The sequence below is a fragment of the Pyxidicoccus xibeiensis genome, assembly GCF_024198175.1.
Taxonomy (GTDB): Bacteria; Myxococcota; Myxococcia; order Myxococcales; family Myxococcaceae; genus Myxococcus; species Myxococcus xibeiensis.
This window is the reverse complement of sequence record NZ_JAJVKV010000001.1, coordinates 1,811,455-1,829,978: the sequence shown is the minus strand read 5'-3', so window position 1 is coordinate 1,829,978 and position 18,524 is coordinate 1,811,455. Positions and strand designations below refer to the sequence as shown.

Annotated in this window: 19 protein-coding genes; 8 read left to right on the top strand and 11 right to left on the bottom strand. The window is 71.1% G+C overall.

Going from position 1 to position 18,524, the window contains the following annotated elements; all coding sequences use genetic code 11:
• The first annotated feature begins 198 nt into the window (after nucleotides 1–198).
• Both LXT23_RS07360 and LXT23_RS07355 read left to right on the top strand, forming a co-directional pair.
• Nucleotides 199–1,083 (top strand): DUF2381 family protein, encoded by an 885-nt coding sequence (locus LXT23_RS07360; protein WP_256560683.1) that lies wholly within the window; start codon nucleotides 199–201, stop codon nucleotides 1,081–1,083.
• Nucleotides 1,080–2,981, top strand: coding sequence for a serine/threonine protein kinase (locus LXT23_RS07355; protein ID WP_253979349.1), 1,902 nt, complete (start codon nucleotides 1,080–1,082; stop codon nucleotides 2,979–2,981). The genes LXT23_RS07360 and LXT23_RS07355 overlap by 4 nt, the downstream gene beginning before the upstream one ends.
• Before the next feature lie 83 nt (nucleotides 2,982–3,064).
• On the opposite strand, the gene LXT23_RS07350 is transcribed toward LXT23_RS07355, so the two are convergent.
• Nucleotides 3,065–3,445, bottom strand: coding sequence for a helix-turn-helix domain-containing protein (locus LXT23_RS07350; protein ID WP_253979348.1), 381 nt, complete (start codon nucleotides 3,443–3,445; stop codon nucleotides 3,065–3,067).
• Nucleotides 3,446–3,740: 295 nt separating this feature from the next.
• Here LXT23_RS07350 and LXT23_RS07345 point away from each other — a divergent pair, with 295 nt between their 5' ends.
• Nucleotides 3,741–4,112, top strand: a complete 372-nt coding sequence (locus LXT23_RS07345; protein ID WP_253979347.1) for a sensory rhodopsin transducer — start codon at nucleotides 3,741–3,743, stop codon at nucleotides 4,110–4,112.
• Between the two features lie 46 nt (nucleotides 4,113–4,158).
• Here LXT23_RS07345 and LXT23_RS07340 read toward each other — a convergent pair whose 3' ends face one another.
• Complete coding sequence (locus tag LXT23_RS07340) at nucleotides 4,159–4,695, bottom strand: hypothetical protein (RefSeq protein WP_253979346.1); 537 nt, start codon at nucleotides 4,693–4,695, stop codon at nucleotides 4,159–4,161.
• 247 nt (nucleotides 4,696–4,942) lie between these two features.
• Between LXT23_RS07340 and LXT23_RS07335 the strand changes: the two genes are divergently transcribed.
• Together LXT23_RS07335 and LXT23_RS07330 are read left to right on the top strand one after the other, a co-directional pair.
• Nucleotides 4,943–5,347 carry a c-type cytochrome gene (locus tag LXT23_RS07335; protein ID WP_253979345.1) on the top strand — a complete coding sequence of 135 codons (405 nt, stop codon included), beginning with the start codon at nucleotides 4,943–4,945 and terminating at the stop codon, nucleotides 5,345–5,347.
• Between the two features lie 268 nt (nucleotides 5,348–5,615).
• The gene (locus LXT23_RS07330) at nucleotides 5,616–5,891 is read left to right on the top strand and encodes a hypothetical protein (protein WP_253979344.1); all 276 of its coding nucleotides are present in this window, start codon (nucleotides 5,616–5,618) and stop codon (nucleotides 5,889–5,891) included.
• Between the two features lies 1 nt (nucleotide 5,892).
• Here the strand turns inward: LXT23_RS07330 and LXT23_RS07325 are convergent, their stop codons facing one another.
• The gene (locus LXT23_RS07325; protein WP_253979343.1) at nucleotides 5,893–6,267 is read right to left on the bottom strand and encodes a response regulator; all 375 of its coding nucleotides are present in this window, start codon (nucleotides 6,265–6,267) and stop codon (nucleotides 5,893–5,895) included.
• Between the two features lie 317 nt (nucleotides 6,268–6,584).
• On the opposite strand from LXT23_RS07325, the gene egtB reads away from it, so the two are divergent.
• Both egtB and egtD read left to right on the top strand, forming a co-directional pair.
• The gene (gene egtB / locus LXT23_RS07320) at nucleotides 6,585–7,934 is read left to right on the top strand and encodes an ergothioneine biosynthesis protein EgtB (RefSeq protein WP_253979342.1); all 1,350 of its coding nucleotides are present in this window, start codon (nucleotides 6,585–6,587) and stop codon (nucleotides 7,932–7,934) included.
• Between the two features lie 4 nt (nucleotides 7,935–7,938).
• Entirely contained in the window at nucleotides 7,939–8,964 is a 1,026-nt protein-coding gene (gene egtD, locus LXT23_RS07315; RefSeq protein ID WP_253979341.1) for an L-histidine N(alpha)-methyltransferase, read from the top strand.
• Between the two features lie 453 nt (nucleotides 8,965–9,417).
• On the opposite strand, the gene LXT23_RS07310 is transcribed toward egtD, so the two are convergent.
• Nucleotides 9,418–9,612: a hypothetical protein gene (locus LXT23_RS07310; protein WP_253979340.1), complete on the bottom strand. Its 195-nt coding sequence runs from the start codon at nucleotides 9,610–9,612 to the stop codon at nucleotides 9,418–9,420.
• Nucleotides 9,613–9,905: 293 nt separating this feature from the next.
• Here LXT23_RS07310 and LXT23_RS07305 point away from each other — a divergent pair, with 293 nt between their 5' ends.
• Nucleotides 9,906–10,493: a Uma2 family endonuclease gene (locus LXT23_RS07305; protein WP_253979339.1), complete on the top strand. Its 588-nt coding sequence runs from the start codon at nucleotides 9,906–9,908 to the stop codon at nucleotides 10,491–10,493.
• A gap of 48 nt (nucleotides 10,494–10,541) precedes the next feature.
• On the opposite strand, the gene LXT23_RS07300 is transcribed toward LXT23_RS07305, so the two are convergent.
• From LXT23_RS07300 to LXT23_RS49590, 7 genes are all read right to left on the bottom strand, one after another.
• Nucleotides 10,542–11,012 carry a CoA-binding protein gene (locus LXT23_RS07300; RefSeq protein WP_253979338.1) on the bottom strand — a complete coding sequence of 157 codons (471 nt, stop codon included), beginning with the start codon at nucleotides 11,010–11,012 and terminating at the stop codon, nucleotides 10,542–10,544.
• A gap of 123 nt (nucleotides 11,013–11,135) precedes the next feature.
• Nucleotides 11,136–11,687, bottom strand: coding sequence for a hypothetical protein (locus tag LXT23_RS07295; protein WP_253979337.1), 552 nt, complete (start codon nucleotides 11,685–11,687; stop codon nucleotides 11,136–11,138).
• The gene (bacM, locus tag LXT23_RS07290) at nucleotides 11,687–12,136 is read right to left on the bottom strand and encodes a bactofilin BacM (protein ID WP_253979336.1); all 450 of its coding nucleotides are present in this window, start codon (nucleotides 12,134–12,136) and stop codon (nucleotides 11,687–11,689) included. Before bacM ends, LXT23_RS07295 begins: the two co-directional genes overlap by 1 nt.
• A 3-nt stretch (nucleotides 12,137–12,139) precedes the next feature.
• The gene (locus LXT23_RS07285; protein ID WP_253979335.1) at nucleotides 12,140–13,036 is read right to left on the bottom strand and encodes a ParB/RepB/Spo0J family partition protein; all 897 of its coding nucleotides are present in this window, start codon (nucleotides 13,034–13,036) and stop codon (nucleotides 12,140–12,142) included.
• A 75-nt stretch (nucleotides 13,037–13,111) separates the two neighbouring features.
• The gene (locus LXT23_RS07280; RefSeq protein WP_256560519.1) at nucleotides 13,112–13,915 is read right to left on the bottom strand and encodes a ParA family protein; all 804 of its coding nucleotides are present in this window, start codon (nucleotides 13,913–13,915) and stop codon (nucleotides 13,112–13,114) included.
• A gap of 1,077 nt (nucleotides 13,916–14,992) precedes the next feature.
• Complete coding sequence (locus tag LXT23_RS07275) at nucleotides 14,993–15,214, bottom strand: hypothetical protein (RefSeq protein WP_253979333.1); 222 nt, start codon at nucleotides 15,212–15,214, stop codon at nucleotides 14,993–14,995.
• Between the two features lie 3,108 nt (nucleotides 15,215–18,322).
• The gene (locus LXT23_RS49590; RefSeq protein ID WP_256560518.1) at nucleotides 18,323–18,457 is read right to left on the bottom strand and encodes a hypothetical protein; all 135 of its coding nucleotides are present in this window, start codon (nucleotides 18,455–18,457) and stop codon (nucleotides 18,323–18,325) included.
• Between the last annotated feature and the right edge of the window lie 67 nt (nucleotides 18,458–18,524).

The window sequence follows — 18,524 nt, the reverse complement described above, 5'->3', positions numbered from 1 at the left end:
CCGTTACCCTGGGCCCGGAGACGCCTCCAAGCCCCAGTCGTAGGAAATTCAAGGACCTGGCACCCACCCCAGGTCTCCCGCCCTACCCACCGGGCCTCGCACGGCCGCCAACCTGTGACGTCACCGCGTGTCATCCCTCCCTGCTAGGGTGCTGACCCAGGAGGTAGTCAGCGCTTGCTCCAACCATTTCCCCGGGTCATGCTGGTACTTACCACCTTGGCAGGTATGGCCGCGGTAGCGGGAGAACCCGGAGTGGAGCGGCAGATGCGGCAGCGGCACATCACCCTCTCGGCGGAGACTCCGGCGGCGACGCACGTCGTGCACGTCGCCGCGGGGACCGTCACCGTGCTGCTGTTCGACTCGCCCGTGCTTCCCGCCAGCCTGGAGCTGGGGGCGTCCCGGGAGCGGTTCGAGCGCGTCGACATCACCGAGGGCGCCCTCATCCTCCTGCCCCGCATGGAGCTCACGCCCCAGGAGCGCATCCCCCTCACCCTGCGCTTCGCCGATGGCCACATCCCCAACCGCGTGACGTTCGCCCTCATGGGACAGCCAGGAGAGGTGGACCGCCAGGTTCGCGTCTTCCGCACCGCGCTCGCGCCCGAGGCACTCGTGGAACACCTGAGCGCCGTGCAGGCCCGCTGCGAGGACTCGGGGCGCTTCGCCAACCTCCTCTTCTCCCGGAACGTGGAGAGCGGCATCGTCGCGGAGCCGCTGAACCACCGCCCCTCGACGGAAGAGGAGCCGCCGCGCCTCTACGCCGCCGGCATGAGGGCCTTCATCGCCCCTGGCTTCCTGGTCCTGGAGGCCACCCTCTTCCTCGCGAAGGGTCAGGCGCCCTGGCGGCCGGGCCGGGTGCAGGTACGCGTCGAGAAGACGGAAGAAGAAGTCCCGGTCCGGGCGACGGACCTGGATGTGCCGACACTCCTCCCCGGCTCCGAGGGAAGGCTCGTGCTGGAACTCCCCGCGCGTCCGCATTTTCCATCCGAGCTGCTGCGAATCGACATCCATGAGCAGGGCGGACCGCGCGTCCTGACACTGGGAAAAGTCCACCTCGCGCGGCCTTCCGCCGGGGAGACGCCATGACGGTGGCGCACCCGGTGGCGCTCCGGCCGGGCATGACGGTGGGCCCATGGCGCATCCTCGCGCAGTTGGGCTCGGGCTCCTTCGGCATCGTGTTCCAGGTGGAGCACGAGGGGCAGGTCCACGCCCTCAAGTTCGCCCTGCGCGGCCCGGGCAGCGAAGACCTCAACCACACCGATGCGCGCGCCACCAAGGAGCTGGCCTGCCTGCTCCAGGCCGCCCACCCGAACGTCGCGAAGGTATGGGCCCATGGCCGGTGGCCCGATGCGCGAACCGGCTACCACTACGTGGTGATGGACTTCGTGGAGGGCTCCACCCTGGCCAACTGGGTGAAGCGGAAGCGCCCCTCGGCACGCAGGGTGGCGCGCCTCTTCGCCCGGCTGGCACAGACCCTGGGTGAGCTCCACGCGCGCGAGGTCTTCCACCGCGACCTCAAGCCGTCCAACATCCTCGTGCGCGCCCTCGACGAGGAGCCCATCCTCGTGGACTTTGGCAGCGCGGACCACGCCGAGTCCCTCCCACTCACCGAGGGCTCGCTGCCTCCGGGTACGCCGCACTACCGCACTCCGGAGGCGCTGCGCTTCCACCGCGAGCACCATGCCCGACCCGATGCGCACTATCCCTTCCGCGCGACGGATGACCTGTATGCCCTCGGCGTGACGCTCTACGAAGTGCTGGCGGGGGCTCCCGCGTTCTCGCCCACCCTCCCCCGGGATGTGCTCATCGAGCACATCGAGGAGCGCCTGCCACCCCTGCTCTCGGCGGTGAACCCCCGCGTTCCGGCCGCGCTGGAAGCCATTGCCCTGCGGCTGCTGCGAAAGCGAGCCCGGGAGCGGTTCTCCCATGGCGAGGCCCTGCACGCCGCCCTCGAGGAAGCGCTGCGGGCCGCGGGCCCCGACTGGGACGAGCCGCTGTTCCCTCCCAGTCCCGAAGAAGCACCTTCCCAGACGACTCCGGCGCGCGAGCTGCCAGCGGAGCGGGGGGCGCGTCCGACGTCCGTCATCCGCCCCACCCCGAGGGCTTCGCCTCTCGCACGGAGTCCCGCACCTCCATCCGACCTGCCTGCATCCCCGGCCCGCTCCTTGCCCCGGCTGCGCCCCGCGGCTTCGTTGCACCTGCTGGGCGCGGGGGTGCTCCTCGGACTGGTGGCCCTGCTCGGGTGGAAGCGCTCGGAGCCTTCCTCCGAGCGGCGGGCCCTGGTTTCGCCCCCGCCCGCCGCGCCCCCGGCTCCTGTCCTGGCCACCCCTGAGCCGCAGGTCCCCATGGGAGCGGATGCCGGGATGGAGGCGGAGACCTCGGAGACCTCCCCAACCACGAGAGAAGAAACCGTGACGAACCCGACGACTCCTGGAGCCCCCAAGTCCCCCGCCACACGAAAGCGCGTGCTGCCTGCCAGCCTCGCGGGGATGGCCGCCGCCGCCAGCCTCCACTGCGCGAGCACCCCCTATGCGACCCCGATGGGAGACAAACCGCGCAGGAATGAGCCCTGCTCCCCCAATGCCCTGAGGGAGATGAACGACGTGCTGGAGAAGTACCGCGGGCAGTACCGCCTCCCCCTGGTGGGCACCGCCCAGCTCGACGTCCACCAGGACTACGTCGACGGCGCGGTGCTCAATGGCGGCCTGAGGACGGGCTTCATCACGAGCATCGTCCGGAACCCAGGCGCGTTCCCCTCTGGCACCGTCATGAATGGCTGGGTGTGGGTGGACGGGGAGGACGCCGAAATCCAGTGGTTCGAGGCGAGGGCCCCGCGCACCCGTACCTCCGAGCCCCTCGGCATGAACATCTGCGCCCGGTCCGGGGACTTGAAGCGCCGCAAGGTGCACAACGCACCGGGCTCCACCCCGAAGAAGCCCATCTGGTACCGGACCGACGAGTACACGGTGGTGGACCGGTGGTGAATCCCCGCCCGGCGCGAGCCGCCTTTCGCGGCCCGCGCCCGGGCACGGGCCCCGACTCCGTCACGGAGGCGGGGCCCGGGGCCTCACTTCTTCTTCTGCTGCATCGCCGAGGCGACCAGGTTCATCAGCTTGAGCTGCACGGGCGACAGCTTGCGCAGGTTGCGCATCAGCCGCCGCATCTCCGGCGTGTCGTCCTCGCGCGTCTTCGCCACCGCCTTGTCCTTCGCGGGCGCCGGGGCGGCCAGCTCCTCGCCCAGGCCCAGCAGCGCGTGCGGTGGCACGTTGAGCACGACGCACAGCCTGCGCAGGTTCTGCACGCTGGGGAGCATGTGCCCGCGCTCCAGCCGGCCGTACACCTCCGACGCCATGCCAATCCGCTCCGCGACGTCCGCCTGCGTCAGTCCCATCCGCACCCGGGCGGCCCTCGACGCGGCTCCCAGCATGCTCGCCAGTTCTGTGTCCATGCGTGTGTCAGTCCACGAAAGGAGGGGCCCCGCTCCAGGCGCCTCGGAGGCCCATAGATAACCCTCAAGGTCGGGTACTTTCACCATACCTTCAGCGTTTTTTCAAACGCGCAGGTCCCCATGCACCCGCCCCGCACAGGCCCTCCGTGCGGGGCGCGCCGCCCCATGCGCCGGAGGCCCGCGCACCCGGGCCCCCGTCTCCTTTCCCACGGAGCCCGAGGAAGGCGCTTCCCCGGAGCCTGCGACGGGTCCACGCTCGCGCCGCCTTCCCACCCTTCATGAACGGAGCGCATGCATGGATTCCATCGGACGCCACAGGTGGGCCATCGCCGAGGGCTACATCCCCAGCGAGAGCACCGGCCCCGCGCCGGCGATGACGAGCCACGAGACGGCCTGCCTCCTCAACACGGGCAACCGCGACGCCCAGGTGAAGCTCACCGTCTTCTTCAAGGACCGGGAGCCCGCGGGGCCCTACCGCATCACCGTGGGCGCGCGCCGCACGCTCCACCTGCGCTTCAACGACTTGAAGGACCCGGAGCCCATCCCCCGCGACACCGACTACGCCAGCGTCTTCATCTCCGACGTGCCCATCGTCGTGCAGCACACGCGGCTGGACTCGCGGCAGGCGGAGAACGCGCTGATGACCACCATCGCCTTCTCCGAGTGAGCCCTGCCGGCCCGCCGGCCTCGGGGGCCCTCCGCGCTCCGGGGCCTCACAGGTCCGCGCGCCGCGCCGGGGGCGCCTCCACCGCGTCCATCAGCGCGCGGCGGCGCTCGGCCGTGGTGAACAGCAGCGACAGCGGCAGCCCCAGGAAGACGGCGTGCAGGACTATCTGGGGGAACTGCGGCACCTCGTGGAACCACGGGTAGTAGCCGCGCCCGACGAACTGGAAGCTCACGGCCCAGACGAGGATGCCGAAGAGCATCCCCACCGCGCTCTGGAACTCCCAGCGCCCCCGCCCGTCCGGCGGCAGCACGGCGTCCAGGAGCGAGTAGGCCAGCCCCGCGAGCGCGGACAGCGCCAGGTGGATGCCCAGGCCCACCAGGAGCACCTGCCCGGCGGACACGCCGCCCGTGAGCGAGGCCTGCCCCAGCCCCACCGCCGCGGACATGCGCACCGGGCGCAGGGCGTCCTCCCCCGTCGCCACGGCCAGCACCACCTCCGCGAGCGCCAGCACCACGCCCGCCGCCAGGCCGAACAGAAGCCCGTTGGTGGCCGACCAGGGGGTGTACCTCCGCCGAGCCATCATCCGCTCCTTGCCAGGGCCTCGCGCTCGGCCCTCGCGTGAACGTGGGCACGGGCCGCGGGGGTGGGCAGCCGGAGCGCGGCGGGGGCTCGGGGCTCCGCCTCCCCGGCGAGCACGCGGGCAGTCCGTTGCCGGACGTGCGGCGACACCCCCGGTCAGTGACGGCCAGCGGGCCCGCTCCGCTATCCGGGAGGGCTGGCGGGCCCTCGCCCCCTCCCGGGGCGTCAGGCCCGCCGCTGGAGGAGCCCCCATGTCGCGCCTGCTTCGTTGGACCGCCGTGCTGTCCTGCTCCGCCGCCCTGGCCCTGGTGGGCTGCGGCGACGACGATGACGATGGGCCCGGTGACGGGAATGAGGTGGCGTGCCCACCCGCGGGCACGGCGCTCACGGAGCAGAACTTCGGCCGCCCCTTCCTGGACGCGTACTGCACGCGCTGCCACGCCTCCACGCGCACCGGGGCCGCGCGCAACGGCGCGCCGCCGGGCCTGGACTGGGACCAGCTCGCCGTCGTCCGCGCCAACGCGGCGCGCATCAACGAGGCGGCCGGCGCCCAGGCGGACGGCAGCGTGAATCAGGAGATGCCCCCCAACGACCCGCGCCCCATGGACGCCGAGCGCCGCAACCTCGCCGAGTGGCTTGCCTGCGGCGCGCCCTGAGCCGCGGCCATGGGGCGCGCCGAGGCGCAGGGCGCCGCCCGAAGTCCCGACGTCGGTCCGCCCTCGCGCCCGGCCCCCGTTGCCGGGCGGCCGGGGCACGAAGAAGTCCGGAGCCTGTCGTTTCTTCCTGGCCAGGCGGAGGGAGTCTGTAACTCCTTCACCCTGGGTATCCGCGCACCTGGGCATACCGCCGGAATTCCAAGGCTGCTTGCCCAGGCATGCGATTGGCATGGGGACGGAGCCCGGAAAGGAACGACGAAGCAGGGATATGCCGCAGCTCCGCCACCACAGCCACGGAACCTACCGCGTGCACTATGCGCCCGACGCCTGGCGCGAGGTGGGACGCATGCCAGCGGAGACCTTCCTGGCGCTGCAGCAGGTGCTGGAGCGGCTGGGCGACGCCACCGGGCGGGCCCCGGACGTCCTGAGCGGCCCCGCGATGCATGTGCTGCCCCAGCACGGGCTGGAGCTGAGCTACACGTGGGACGAGCGCTCGCGCACCCTCACCCTGCTGTCGCTCCAGCGCGTGCCCCGCGAGCCGTGAGTCACGCCGCCGGCAGGCAGAGCTTCTCCACCGCCTCCAGCAGCTCCTCCACGATGAAGGGCTTGCGCAGCAGGCCCCGCGCGCCCGGCGGCGCCTCCGTGGAGACGGCGGTGAGCACCAGCACGGGCACCGACTTCAGCTTCGGCGTCTCGCGGATGTGCGCGAGGAACTCGTGGCCGTTCATCACCGGCATCATCAAGTCGAGCAGGATGAGGGCCGGCTTGCGCAGGTGCCGCAGCTCGTCGAGCGCTTCGCTCCCGTTCGCCGCGATGGCGACCTCGTAGCCCTCCCCCTCCAGGATTTCCGCGATGGCGGCCCGGATGTCCTCGTCATCCTCCACGACGAGCACGGACCTGCGCGGCGCAGCGGTGGCCATGCCCGCAGCATAGGAGCGCCACCTCGCGCGGCGATTCCAGGAGTCCGCCTGCCCGGCAATTAGTGGACAGAAACCCTCTCGAAAACGGCCGCCCGGAGCACCCTGGCGTGCGAGGGAAATTCCCTGAATGGACAATTCCGTTTGAGCTTCAAATGCATGTCAGGGATTCGCGGCGGGAGGAGAAACGACGGGGCGGGGTGTGCATCCAGAAGGCCACCCCGGAGGTGGAGGAACGTGCAGTCCCTCACGAGGTGCTCCGGCGGCGGTGGGGCCAGGGCTTACCTCGGCTCGGGGCGGCTCCCTAGCTTGGAGGGGTGATGTCGCGGACGGCGGAGGGACGGGGCGTGCGCAGGGGCGAGGACGCGGCGCGGCCATGGAAGGCGCGGGCCTGGAGCGAGCTGGAGACGGCGCGAGCGCGCGTGCTGGGCATGCTCGCCGGGCTGCCGGAAGCGGAGCTCCTGCGCCAGCACTCGCCGCTCATGTCGCCGCTCATCTGGGACGTGGCGCACGTGGCCAACTACGAGGAGCAGTGGCTCTTGCGCGCGCTCGGGGCGCCCGCGCTGACAGAGCCGGCGTTCGACGCCATCTACGATGCCTTCCGGCACCCGCGCGCCGCGCGCTCGGAGCTGCCGCTGCTGAGCCCCGAGGCCGCGTTCGCCTATGCCCGCCGCGTGCGCGAGGCGGTGCGCGAGCACCTGGACTCGCTGCCCGAGGAGGGCGCGGGCGCCCAGGCGCCGCTGCTGGCGGGAGGCTTCGTCTTCGGCATGGTGGCGCAGCACGAGCAGCAGCACGCGGAGACGCTGGCCGCCACGCTGCAGCTGATGACGGCGGTGGACTACCGCGTGCCGTCGCGGCGCGCCCTGCCCCGCCCCGGCGCGGTGCCGCAGGCGGAGGTCTTCATCCCCGGCGGCCCGGTGCGGCTGGGCAGCGACGGCGCGTGGGCCTACGACAACGAGAAGCCCGCCTTCGTCACCGAAGTGGCGCCCTTCCTGCTGGACGCGCACCCGGTGACGAATGGCGACTACCTCGTCTTCGTCGAGTCGGGCGGCTACGAGGACTCGCGCTGGTGGCACCCGAAGGGCTGGGCGCTCGTCCAGGAGGAGGGGCTGGGGCACCCGCGGTTCTGGCTGCCTCGCGGCCAGCATGTCTGGGAGCGGCGGCGCTTCGGGCAGGTGGAGCCGCTGCCCAAGGACGAGCCGGTGCAGCACGTGTGCTGGTACGAGGCGGACGCGTATGCGCGCTGGGCGGGCAAGCGCCTGCCCACGGAGGCCGAGTGGGAGAAGGCCGCGCGCGGCAGCGACGGCACGCCGCGCGAGCACCCGTGGGGTGACGCGGCGCCCACCGGGGCGCACGCCAACCTGGGCGGAGACACGTGGGGGCCGGCGCCGGTGGGCAGCTACCCCGCGGGCGTCAGCCAGGACGGCGTGTGGGGCCTGCTGGGCGACGTGTGGGAATGGACGGCGAGCGACTTCCGCCCGTACGCGGGCTTCAGCGCCTTTCCGTACCGGGAGTACTCCGAGGTGTTCTTTGGCGAGGACTACAAGGTCCTCCGGGGAGGCGCGTGGGCGAGCGCGCCAGTGGCGGTGCGCAACGGCTTCCGCAACTGGGACTTCCCCAGCCGCCGGCAGATTTTCGCCGGCTTCCGCTGTGCACGAGACGTGAGGTGAGGCGATGCGGGTGACGACGGCGCAGACGGTGGGGACTCCGGGCAGCGGCACGCAGGGCGCTCCGGGCGTCAGGGTGGACGTGTACGTGCGGCCGGGCGACGCGAAGCGCGCGCTGCGGGCCGAGGCGCTCGAGGGCCTGTGCGGCATGCCCAAGGAGCTGTCTCCCAAGTGGCTCTATGACGAGCGCGGCAGCCAGCTGTTCGACGACATCACCCGGCTGCCGGAGTACTACCCCACGCGGCGCGAGCGCGAAATCCTGCTGGCCCACGCCGGGGACGTGGCGCGGCTGAGCGGCGCGGACACGCTCATCGAGCTGGGCAGCGGCACCAGCGAGAAGACGCGCCTGCTGCTCGACGCCATGGAGGAGGCGGGCCGGCTGTCGCGCTTCGTGCCCTTCGACGTGAGCGAGGCGTTCCTCCGCCGGGCCGCGGCGTCGCTGGCGCGCGAGTACCCGGGCATCAGCGTGCACGCGGTGGTGGGCGACTTCGAGCGCCACCTGGGCAACCTGCCCGGAGGCGGCCGGCGGCTGGTGGCCTTCCTGGGGGGCACCATCGGCAACTTCAAGCCGGCGCAGCGCGCGCTCTTCCTGCGCGAGCTGTCCGCGGGCCTGCAGCCGGGGGACGGCCTGCTGCTGGGCACCGACCTCATCAAGGACCGCGAGCGGCTGTACGCCGCGTACAACGACCGCGCGGGCGTCACGGCCGAGTTCAACCGCAACGTGCTGCGCGTGCTCAACCGCGAGCTGGGCGGGGACTTCGAGCCGGAGGCCTTCGAGCACTTCGCGCCCTTCGACGAGCAGAACGCGTGGATTGAGATGCGCCTGGTGTCGCGGCGCGCGCAGACGGTGTGGCTGTCCAACCTGCGGCGGCGGGTGGACTTCGCGGAGGGCGAGGTGCTGCGCACGGAGGTGAGCTGCAAGTTCCGGCGGGAGCAGGTGGAGGCGGAGCTGGCCTCCGCGGGGCTGGACCTGGCGGCCTGGTGGACGGACGCGGCGGGCGACTTCGCCCTGTCACTGGCCCTCAAGCGCTGAGGAATTCCAAGCGGTAAGGCGATTCCAGAAGCAACTGGGGACGATTTCTGTCGAGAATGAGGCGATGCCGGACGGTTGCGGCCGGCCATCGGGTCCAAAAGGGCCGGGGATCCTCGAGACCCCCTTCCCACAGCGGCACCGCGCGACGGGGACATCCTCCCTCCTCCTGCCGGAAGAGGGAGCATCGGGAGCCAGACGTCCCGCCTCCTGGCACGGAGGCTCCCGGGGTCTTCTCAGCCCCGCTCGTGCGCCGTTGGAGGACTGGGGGGTTTACGCACCACGCCGGGGGGATTCATCGGGCGCGAGGCCGGGCACAACCCGCCGACGCGCCCGATGTCTTTGCGGGGTGAGGCCCACGCGGGCTGAGGCCCAGGTGAGGTGAGGCCCACGCGCCGCGCTCCACGGAGGGCTCACGTGGAGGGACTGCGTGGGAGTGTCGCGACCTGGCGGCGACTAGCGACGCGGCGGGTTGCGGCGGGACGACGCACGCACGGGCACGGGAGCGGGCTGGGGCTGCGGGCGCGTCCAGGCCGCCCAGAGTCCGGCCACCACCGTGGCCGCGATACCGCCCGCGACGATGATCTGCTCCCCCAGAGGTCCAAGGTCCACGGTAGCGAAGTGGAGGGGGAGCATTCCGGAGAACGACATGCGGGGACTCCTTGAGCTGTCACGACATGAAGGTCCTGGAGGGGCCGGACAGCGCCCAACACAGGCCGGGGAGGTGCAGGTTAAGTATTCGTGACGGAATGTGGAAGAGCCAGAGCGACGAAGGCGACCCGGCGTGCACGGAAGTGCACCCCGTGTCCTGTCGGCCTGGGACTCCGGCCCGTCACGAAGTTCATAACCGGTTGGACACGCGGCGCACGCCGGATGTTCACGCGGGCCGCGTGCCTGCCTGCTTCCTCCTCGCGCGCCTCGTGGCACCGGCCTATCCTGAGGACATGCCGTCCGACCTGACGAATGCGTTCCTGGCCTTTCCCGGCAGGCGCTGGACCCCGGAGGAGTACGACGCGCTGGTCCGCTCCGGCATCCTCGCCGAGGACGAACGTGTCGAGCTGCTCGAAGGAGTCCTGGTCCCGATGACGCCGCCCGGCCCCGCCCACACCGCCTTCATCGCGTGGTTGAACTCCGCGCTCGTCGCGGCCACCCAGGGCAAGTCATTGGTGAGTCCGCAGAGTCCGCTGGACTGCGGCGAGAGCCGCCCCCAGCCGGACCTCGCCGTCATCCCCCTCTCGGAGGTCCGGACCGACCGCCTCCCCCGGAAGGCGCTCCTGGTGGTCGAAGTCGCGGACAGCTCACTCGCGCGGGACAGGCTCAAGGCCGCCATCTACGCTCGCGCGGGCATCCCCGAGTACTGGCTGGTGGATGTGGCCGCGCGCACCGTGGAGGTCCACACCGAGCCCACCGCCCGCCGCGAGGCTCGCTACCGGACGGTCCACCTGCTCGGCGTCGAGGACGTCCTGACGACGCCAGCGCTGCCGAAGCTCAAGCACTCCCTCGCCACCCTCTTCGGGCGCGGCAGGCACTGAGCGCTCGCGGGGCTTCGCCCGTCCGAAGCCCGCGCGTTCCGCCCCGCTTCAGGAAGGGGCGCCCGGTCTGAAGGACGCCTGCTCCTGCAGGACCTTCATCAGCTCCACCTTCATGCACCGGTCCTGGACCACGCGGATGCCGGCGCGGGCCAGGCGCTCCGCCGCCCCGTCGTTGCGGATGCCCAGCTGGAACCACACGGCCCTCGGCTTCTTCGCGAGCAGGTCGTCCACGTGCGCGTCGATGTCCTCGGCACGGCGGAACACCTCCACCACGTCCACCGCCCCGGGCACGTCCGCCACCGCGGAGTACGTGGGCTGGCCGAGGATGGGCCCGCGCTCGCCATGCACCGACACCGGGACGATGTCGTAGCCGTGCTGTTGCAGAAAATGCGGCACCCCGTACGCCGGCTTGTGCGCGTGAGTCTCCGAGCGGATGCCCAGCACCGCGACGCGGCGGCTGCTCGTGAGCACGTCCCGCACGCCCGCATCGTCCTCGACGAGGTTGTTCTTCCAGTCCATGGCTGCCTCCTCCCCGGAAGGTTGCCATGGACAGCCCGGACGACGAGTGAGCATCTCCTCAGGCGGGACGGGGGCGCGGCGGGTTGCGCGTGGAAGGAACCTTCATTCCACCCGTCGCAGCGACTACCTGGGCGCGGGCTGCACCTGGATGTCGCGGCACGCCTCGGTGGCCAGCCGCACGTCCTCCGGCGAGGCCCCCGGCAGGCTGGCGCAGAGGAACAGGTCGCTGCCCACCCGCCGCGCTCCGAAGAAGCCCGGAGCCTGGACGCCCACGCCCCCATCCGCCAGCTTCGGCGCGAAGGTGATGCGCAGGAGCGAGTAGGTGTCCGACTCCTCCTCCTGGTCCAGCGAGAGCTCGTAGCCCTTCAGCTCCTCGCGGACCCGGTCGGCCAGCGCGTCGACGGTGGGCATCTGCTCGCCCTGCCCGCGACGCAGGTCCACGCGCAGCACCGCCTGCCCCGGCGGGCCCGCCTGGAGGCTCTCGTCCGGCGCGACCTGCACGGACCAGCCCTTGGGCAGCGGCACCTTCACCCCCGAGCGCGGGGCCACAGGCTGGGCCTCCGCGTCCGGGGAGGAGGCGGCCGGGCCGCCCGCCTCCTGCTTGCAGCCCTTGCAGCCGGTCAGCAGCGCAAGCGCCAGCACGGAGGCTGACGCGATGTGCTTCCCGAAGCGCACTACTTCTTCGTCTCGCCACCGGGAGGCGGAGGCCTGCCGCCCGTGCCGAGGTTCTCCATCTTCAGCGAGCCCTCGAAGATGACGCCGCGGTCCATGGACAGGGCCGGCGTCTCGAGGTTGCCCTTCACGCGGCCGGGCGTCTTCAGCTCGATGATCTGGGTGGCCTTCACGTTGCCTTCGACCTGCCCGTTGATGATGACGGTGCCGGCCTGGATTTCGGCGTTCACCTTGGCGCCGTCACCGATGACGAGCACGTCCTTGGTGATGATCTGCCCGTTGAACTTTCCGTCGATGCGGACCTGTCCCTCGAACGTGAGCTTGCCTTCGAACTCGCTCCCCTTGCCCAGGAGCGTATGCACCTCACCAGTGCGCTGCGACACGGAATCCTCCTCCCGCCTGAACAGAGGCTTGCTGGGTGCTTCGTCTTTTTTCCCGCCAAGGAGCGCCACGTCCTACTCCTTCCTGAGAAGCTTCAAGAGACGATCGAGGTCATCGTACGAAAAGAAGTCCACCTCGATGGTGCCCTTTCCGGGGCTTCGTTCGGTGAGCCGAACCTTCGTCCCCAGCCGCCGCTGAAGCTCCTCCACCAGTGCCTTCACCTGCGGGCTCTGCTTCGGTGTCGGCTTGCCCGAGTCCTTCTTGCCCTGGGAGCGACTCTGCTGGACGAGCCGCTCCGTGTCACGCACGGAGAGCTTCTTCTCCGTCACCTGCCTGGCCAGGTTCTGCAGCTCCGGCAGCCGCGGCACCCCCAACAGGGCGCGCGCATGGCCCATGCTCAGCGAGCCGTCGGCCACCAGGGACTTCACGTCCGCCGGCAGCGCGAGCAGCCGCAGGGCGTTGGCCACCGTGGAGCGCTCCTTGCCCACGCGCTGGCTGACCTGCTCCTGCGTGAGCTTGAACTCCTCGACGAGCCGCTTGTAGCCCTCGGCCTCTTCGATGGGGTTGAGGTCCGCGCGCTGGAGGTTCTCCACGAGGGCCAGCTCGAAGGCCTGGACCTCCGTCACATCCTTGACGATTGCCGGCACCTCCTTGAGGCCCGCGGCCTGGGAGGCACGCCAGCGGCGCTCGCCGGCGATGATGCGGTAGCCGTCACCGTCCTTGCGGACGAGGATGGGCTGGAGCACGCCCTGCACCCGGATGGACTCGGTGAGCTCCTTGAGCTTCTCCTCGTCGAAGTACTGGCGCGGCTGCTCCTTGTCGCGGTGGATGGCCTCGATGGGGAGCTTGAGGACGCCGGCCTTGAGGGCTGCCTGCTCGGCGGCCTTGCCGGCGGGCGCGGGGGCGGCCTGGGGGATGAGCGCGGAGAGTCCGCGGCCGAGCGCCCGCTTCTGCATGTCTGCTTTCACCACGTCATGACTCCAGCGCCGCGAGGGGGCTCACGGCGGCCATGGACCCGCTTCAGGGCCGACGGCATCGGGTTGGGCTCAGGCCACGCGGCGGCGCGGCGGAGCCTTGGGGGTGTCGCGCTTCATGAGCTCGCGGCCGAGCGCGAGGTAGCTCTCGCAGCCCTTCGACTTGATGTCGTAGAGGATGATGGGCTTGCCGAAGGACGGGCACTCGGACAGGCGCACGTTGCGGGGCACGACGACTTCGAAGACCTGCTTCTTGAAGTAGCCGCGCACCTCGTCGACGACCTGGTGGGCGATGTTGGCCCGCGAGTCGAACATGGTGAGGAGGATGCCCTCCATCTTCAGCTCGGGGTTGAGGCCCTGCTTCACCAGGTCGATGGTGTGGGTGAGCTGCGAGAGGCCCTCAAGCGCGTAGTACTCGCACTGCAGGGGGATGAGGACGGAGTCCGCGGCGGCGAGCGCGTTGAGCGTCAGCAGGCCGAGCGACGGCGGGCAGTCGATGATGACGTAGTCGTACTCGGCGGCCAGGGGACGCAGGGCGTCGCGGAGGCGGAACTCGCGGTGCTCCTGGTTGACGAGCTCGACCTCGGCGCCGGTGAGGTCCGGGGTGGCGGGGACGACCTGGAGGTAGCGCAGCTCCGTGGGGTGGAGCAGCTCCTTCATGGGGCGGCCGTTGAGGAGCGCCTCGTACACGGTGCCGTGCAGGTCGTCGCGCTTGAGGCCGAGGCCGCTGCCGGCGTTGCCTTGCGGGTCCATGTCCACCAGCAGCGTGCGGCGCTCGGCCGAGGCCAGGCTCGCGGCGAGGTTGATGGCGGTGGTGGTCTTCCCCACGCCGCCCTTCTGGTTGGAGATGCAGATGATACGACCCACGTGGCCCATCCTCTCTCGACCCCGGCCGGTGCCAGGGCCCCGCGCGTGAAGCAGTGCACGGTTGCGCGCTGCTCCACGCTGCTAGCACGCGGTTTGGGATCGGATCAAATTGTCGGCGACCCTTGCCTACCTGCTCTCTCCGGCGGGTTTTCGGAGTGGGTGGGATGGGGCTCGGAGGGGTGGCTGGCGCCTGGGGGCCAGGCGACCGTGACGGGTGAGGTGGTGGGTGGGCGGAGGCAGGTGAGGTGGGGGCCCGGAGTCCGCGAGATGCCGGGCTCCATATAGAGGTGGTGCGCCGGTGCGCACGCGAGGGTCCGGGCCTGGAAGCGGGGCGCCGAGGGGCGGCGCGGTGGGCCGGACCTGGGGGTCGGGCCGGGCCATGGCGTCACCCGGGGGGCGGGCGGGGTCGGGGGCCGGGCGGGTCCTGGACCTTGCCGCCGCATCGGCCAGGGCGGGCGAAGGGGTCCGGTGTCAGCCCCTATATAAGGATACGGCCGGGCGGCTCTGCGTGGAGATGGCGGAGGCTGACGGGCTCGCGAAGAGGCCCGGGGTTCCGCGCGTGCTCACGCGGGGAGGTCTGCCGGCGTCGCGGCTCGACCTGGGCCCGACTCGGGCAGTCCGCCTGGGCCTCCGGTGTCGGGCTCTGCGTCGGCCTTCCGTGCCGGAGCCGCGGAGGGCTCGCGAGCGTCTGCTCCAGGTCCACTCGGCGGCTTCCCTGACACCCGCGGAGGGCGTGGTCGCATCCTGAGCGACTGAGTCCCAGGCAGTAGAGGCCCCTGCCGGCGACACCTGGCGCAATCCTGTCGGACAGGTAGACAGGTTTGGAACGGCCGCGTCCGGCAGCCGCCTCGGGGACCCAGAATGCGAGCCAGCCCCTACGCGGGTTGCCGTTCATGTGCTCGCGAGGTCGAGGCCACCGGGTTCCGCGTGGAACAGGTGGCGACGGTTCGGGGACGCGGCGCATCACCGTTCGACGGCTCCGGACTCGCCAGGCCGCGCTTCACCTGGCACAGGCGTGGACTCGATGCCGTGCACGACGCGCCCTGCCCTACCGGCGCACCGTGTCCACCTCCGTCCCTGCCGCGGTCAACGGATGGCGTGCTCCTGCCCGGTCCGCACCTCGCTCACCACCGCCAGCCGCATCCTGTGGCAGTACCGCGTGCGGCCACGCTCGTGGTGGCACCGCTGTCCGTGCAGCCACGACGCGACGAGGTGTTCGACTTCATCGCCGGCCCCGATGAAGCGCGCACGCTCGTGCTCCACACGGTCCCATCCGCCGAACGCCTTCATCGCGCAGGTCTCCGCCATCACCGTCCTCCCTCTGCTTCACGTGGAGCAGGTGCCTCGCCAACCGCGGGCGGCGGCGCACAGCGGCCGGCCTTCCCCCGGTGGCATCAGGAAGGAAGCCGCGCCCGCATCGCCTTGGTGGGGAGCCCGCCGTCACGCCGCCTCTCGCTGAGCAGTGCTCACGCGCAACACCAGGCGGAGGCGGCGAACCGAACGCGGCTCCGCACCTCCTGCAGCACGCGGTCATGCGGCGCTGAGGTGAGGCACTCTTCGCCCAGACCGTTGTCGAAGCCGTGCTCAGCCCACCAGGGTCTCGCTGCACGAGGAGCAGGCGGCAGCGCCCCATGTGGCACGGAGCCGCGCGCCCAGGTCGCGGGGCGCGGCCCGTCCCCGGTTGCGCGCTGGTCCTGACCTGCCCCGGGTGGCGCTTCACACGGAGCCAGGCCGCGGGTTCCTGTCGCGAAGGGCGGCTTCGTCCCAGGTTGAAGCGCAGGTGGTGCGGGCAATGCGTGGCTCTCCGCATGGAATGGACCGGAGCGGCGTGGCCACGCCGTGAAGTGCAGGTCGTTGCCCCGCCGCGCGCAGGTGCGGACCTGGCCGGGAGGCATCGTTCGATGTGGCCTCGCAGGTGACGCCTCACCACCGCTGAGCAGCGCACGCCCCCACGCCAGACCTGTCCTCGCGGCCTCCTCGCTCCACGTGGAACCGCAGGACATGCATGAGCGCCGCGCAGCAGCCCACGCGCGACCAGGCCTTGGACGACTGCGGCCTGGGCTCCACGTGGAGCACAGGGCGCCGGACCTCAGACCGTGAAGCCGGGCGCACCGCAGCACCTCGCAGCGGTCGGTGGCCTTGCTCCATGCGGACCAGGGGCCTCGCCGCAGCATCACGCAGCCGCACTCCTTCACCGCAACTGGCTCGTCCTTGTTCCCCGCATCATGTGGAACAGGGCGCCGGGTCAGCAGCGCCGCGACCCGGGCTCGCTCCGTCACCGCTGGCGTGGCACCTCAGCGCGTTCCACGTGAAACAGGGCGCGGCGCCGCCATGGGGTGAGCCATTGCGTCCGTCGCTTCAACACGATGTCGCTCCACGTGGCCCGGACCGGTTGTCCCTCAACGCCGCGAAGTCGTGCTCGAGCAGTCGCGTCCGGCGGGTTCATGCGGCGGCGTTCCTTGGGGCCGAGTGCTCGCGTGGCGACGCGGCGAACCCGTGCTCGCGCCGGCGCGTCCAGCTTGTCCGTTCCACGTGGAACAGGTCCTCGCGCAGCGACGCCGCGAGGTCGTCCACGAGCCAGCGCGGTGAGGCGGGGCGTTCCACGTGGAACAGCCGGCCGCAGCTCGCCGCAGCACGCTGCCGCGAAGTCGTCCGCGAGGCACCACGGCCAGCACGCTCACGCCCCCACGTTCCACGTGGAACAGGAACGTGGGGGCGACGCCGCGACGTCGTCCATGAGCCACCACGGTCCCCGCACTCGAGCGGTGTTCCGCGTGGACCCGGGGCTCGCGTGGTGATGCCTCGAAGTCATGCCTGAGCCACCAGGGTCACGTGGTCAGGCGGCGGCGCTCCACGCGGGACAGGCGGCTGCAGTTCGCTTCCGCGAAGTCCTGCACGAGCGACCATGGCTCGCGGGGTCATGCTGCGGCGTTCCACGTGGAACAGGCGGACGCAGCTCGCTGCTGTGAAGTCGGGCATGGACCACCATGGCCTTTGCGCGCAGGCGGCGGCGTTCCAGGTGGAACAGGCGGCAGCAGCTCGATGCCGCGTTGTCATGCATGAGCCAGCGCGGTTCACGCGTCCATGCGATGGCGTTCCACGTGGAACAAGCGACCGCGGTTCGCTGCCACGAAGTCGTGCATGAGCCCCCATGGCGCGCGGTCGTGCGGCGGGGCTCCACGTGGAGCAGGCAGCAGCACCGCACTGACACGAAGTCGTGCATGAGCCCCATGGCGCGTGGTCGCGAGATGGCGTTCCACGTGGAACAGGCAGCAGCACCTCGCGGCCACGAAGTCGTGCATGAGCCCCATGGCTCGCGCGGTCGCGCAAGGACGTTCCACGTGGAACGGGCAGCGGCACCTCGCGGCCACGAAGTCGTGCATGAGCCCCCATGGCTCGCGTGGACATGCGGCGACGTTCCATGTGGAACAGGCAGCGGAGCCTCACTGCCAAGAAGCCGCGCACGAGCGCCCATGGCTCGCGTGGACATGCGGCGGCGTTCCACGTGAAACAGGCAGCGGCACCTCGCGGCCACGAAGTCGTGCGTGAGCCTCCATGGCTCACGCGGTCATGCGGCCGCGTTCCATGTGGAAGAGGCAGCAGCACCTCGCGGCTACGAGGTCGTGCATGAACCGCCACGGCCATGGCTCGCGCGGTCATGCGCCGGCCATCCACTCGGAACACGCAGCAGCACCTCACCACCACGAAGTCGTGCACGAGCCACCATGGCCATGGCTCGCGGTCATGCGATGGCGTTCCACGTGGAACAGACCTCGCGAGGCGCGGTGTCGCGAAGCTGTGCACGATCCACCCTGCCTCGCTCACTCCTTCGGCGACGTTCCACGTGGAACAAGACCTCGCGCGGCGATGTCGCGAAGCCATGCGCGCACCACGTCGCCTCGCTCACTCCTTCGGCGACGTTCCACGTGGAGCAGGTCCTCGCGTAGCGCTGCCACGACACCGCGCTCGCGTCAGCGCATCGCTCTCTTCCTGGCCTCGTTCCACGTGGAACAGGAGGCCCCACCATGAGCCTCGAATCCGCGCACGCACCACCGTGACGTGCGCCTCATCGGCCTGGTTCCACGTGGAACAGGAGACCGCAACTCGACTCCCTCCATCGCGCATGCTCCATCGCGTCGCGCGTGGTGCAGCCACCCGCGCATCACCGTATCCACGACCTGCGCACGCCACCGCATGCGCGCATCGGAGTGGCGGCGTTCCACGTGGAGCGGCGGGTGGTGCCTCGACACCGCGACACCCTGCACGCGCCACCGATGCGGCGCTGCTCGTGGTGTTGCGCCCATGCGAAGTGACAGGTGGGGCTGCGAACTCTGAGGCAGCACCTGGTCCGCGACAACGCGCCGCTGCTGCCCCGACCGCGCGGCTTCGTTCCACGTGGAACACGGAGGCCGTGGCTCAGGTCCGCGCAGCCGCGCTCATCACCTTCTCTTCGCGCAGCCGCCGGCCCGCCTCGCGCAGCCGTGTTCCTCGTGGAACGGCAGGGCACGTCGACGCCGTGAGGCTGCGCTCGTCACCGCGTCGCGCAGCCATCGACCGACCCTCCTCGGCCTCAGTCCATGTGAAGCAGCAGGACGCGCCTCGACACCATGGGACGTGC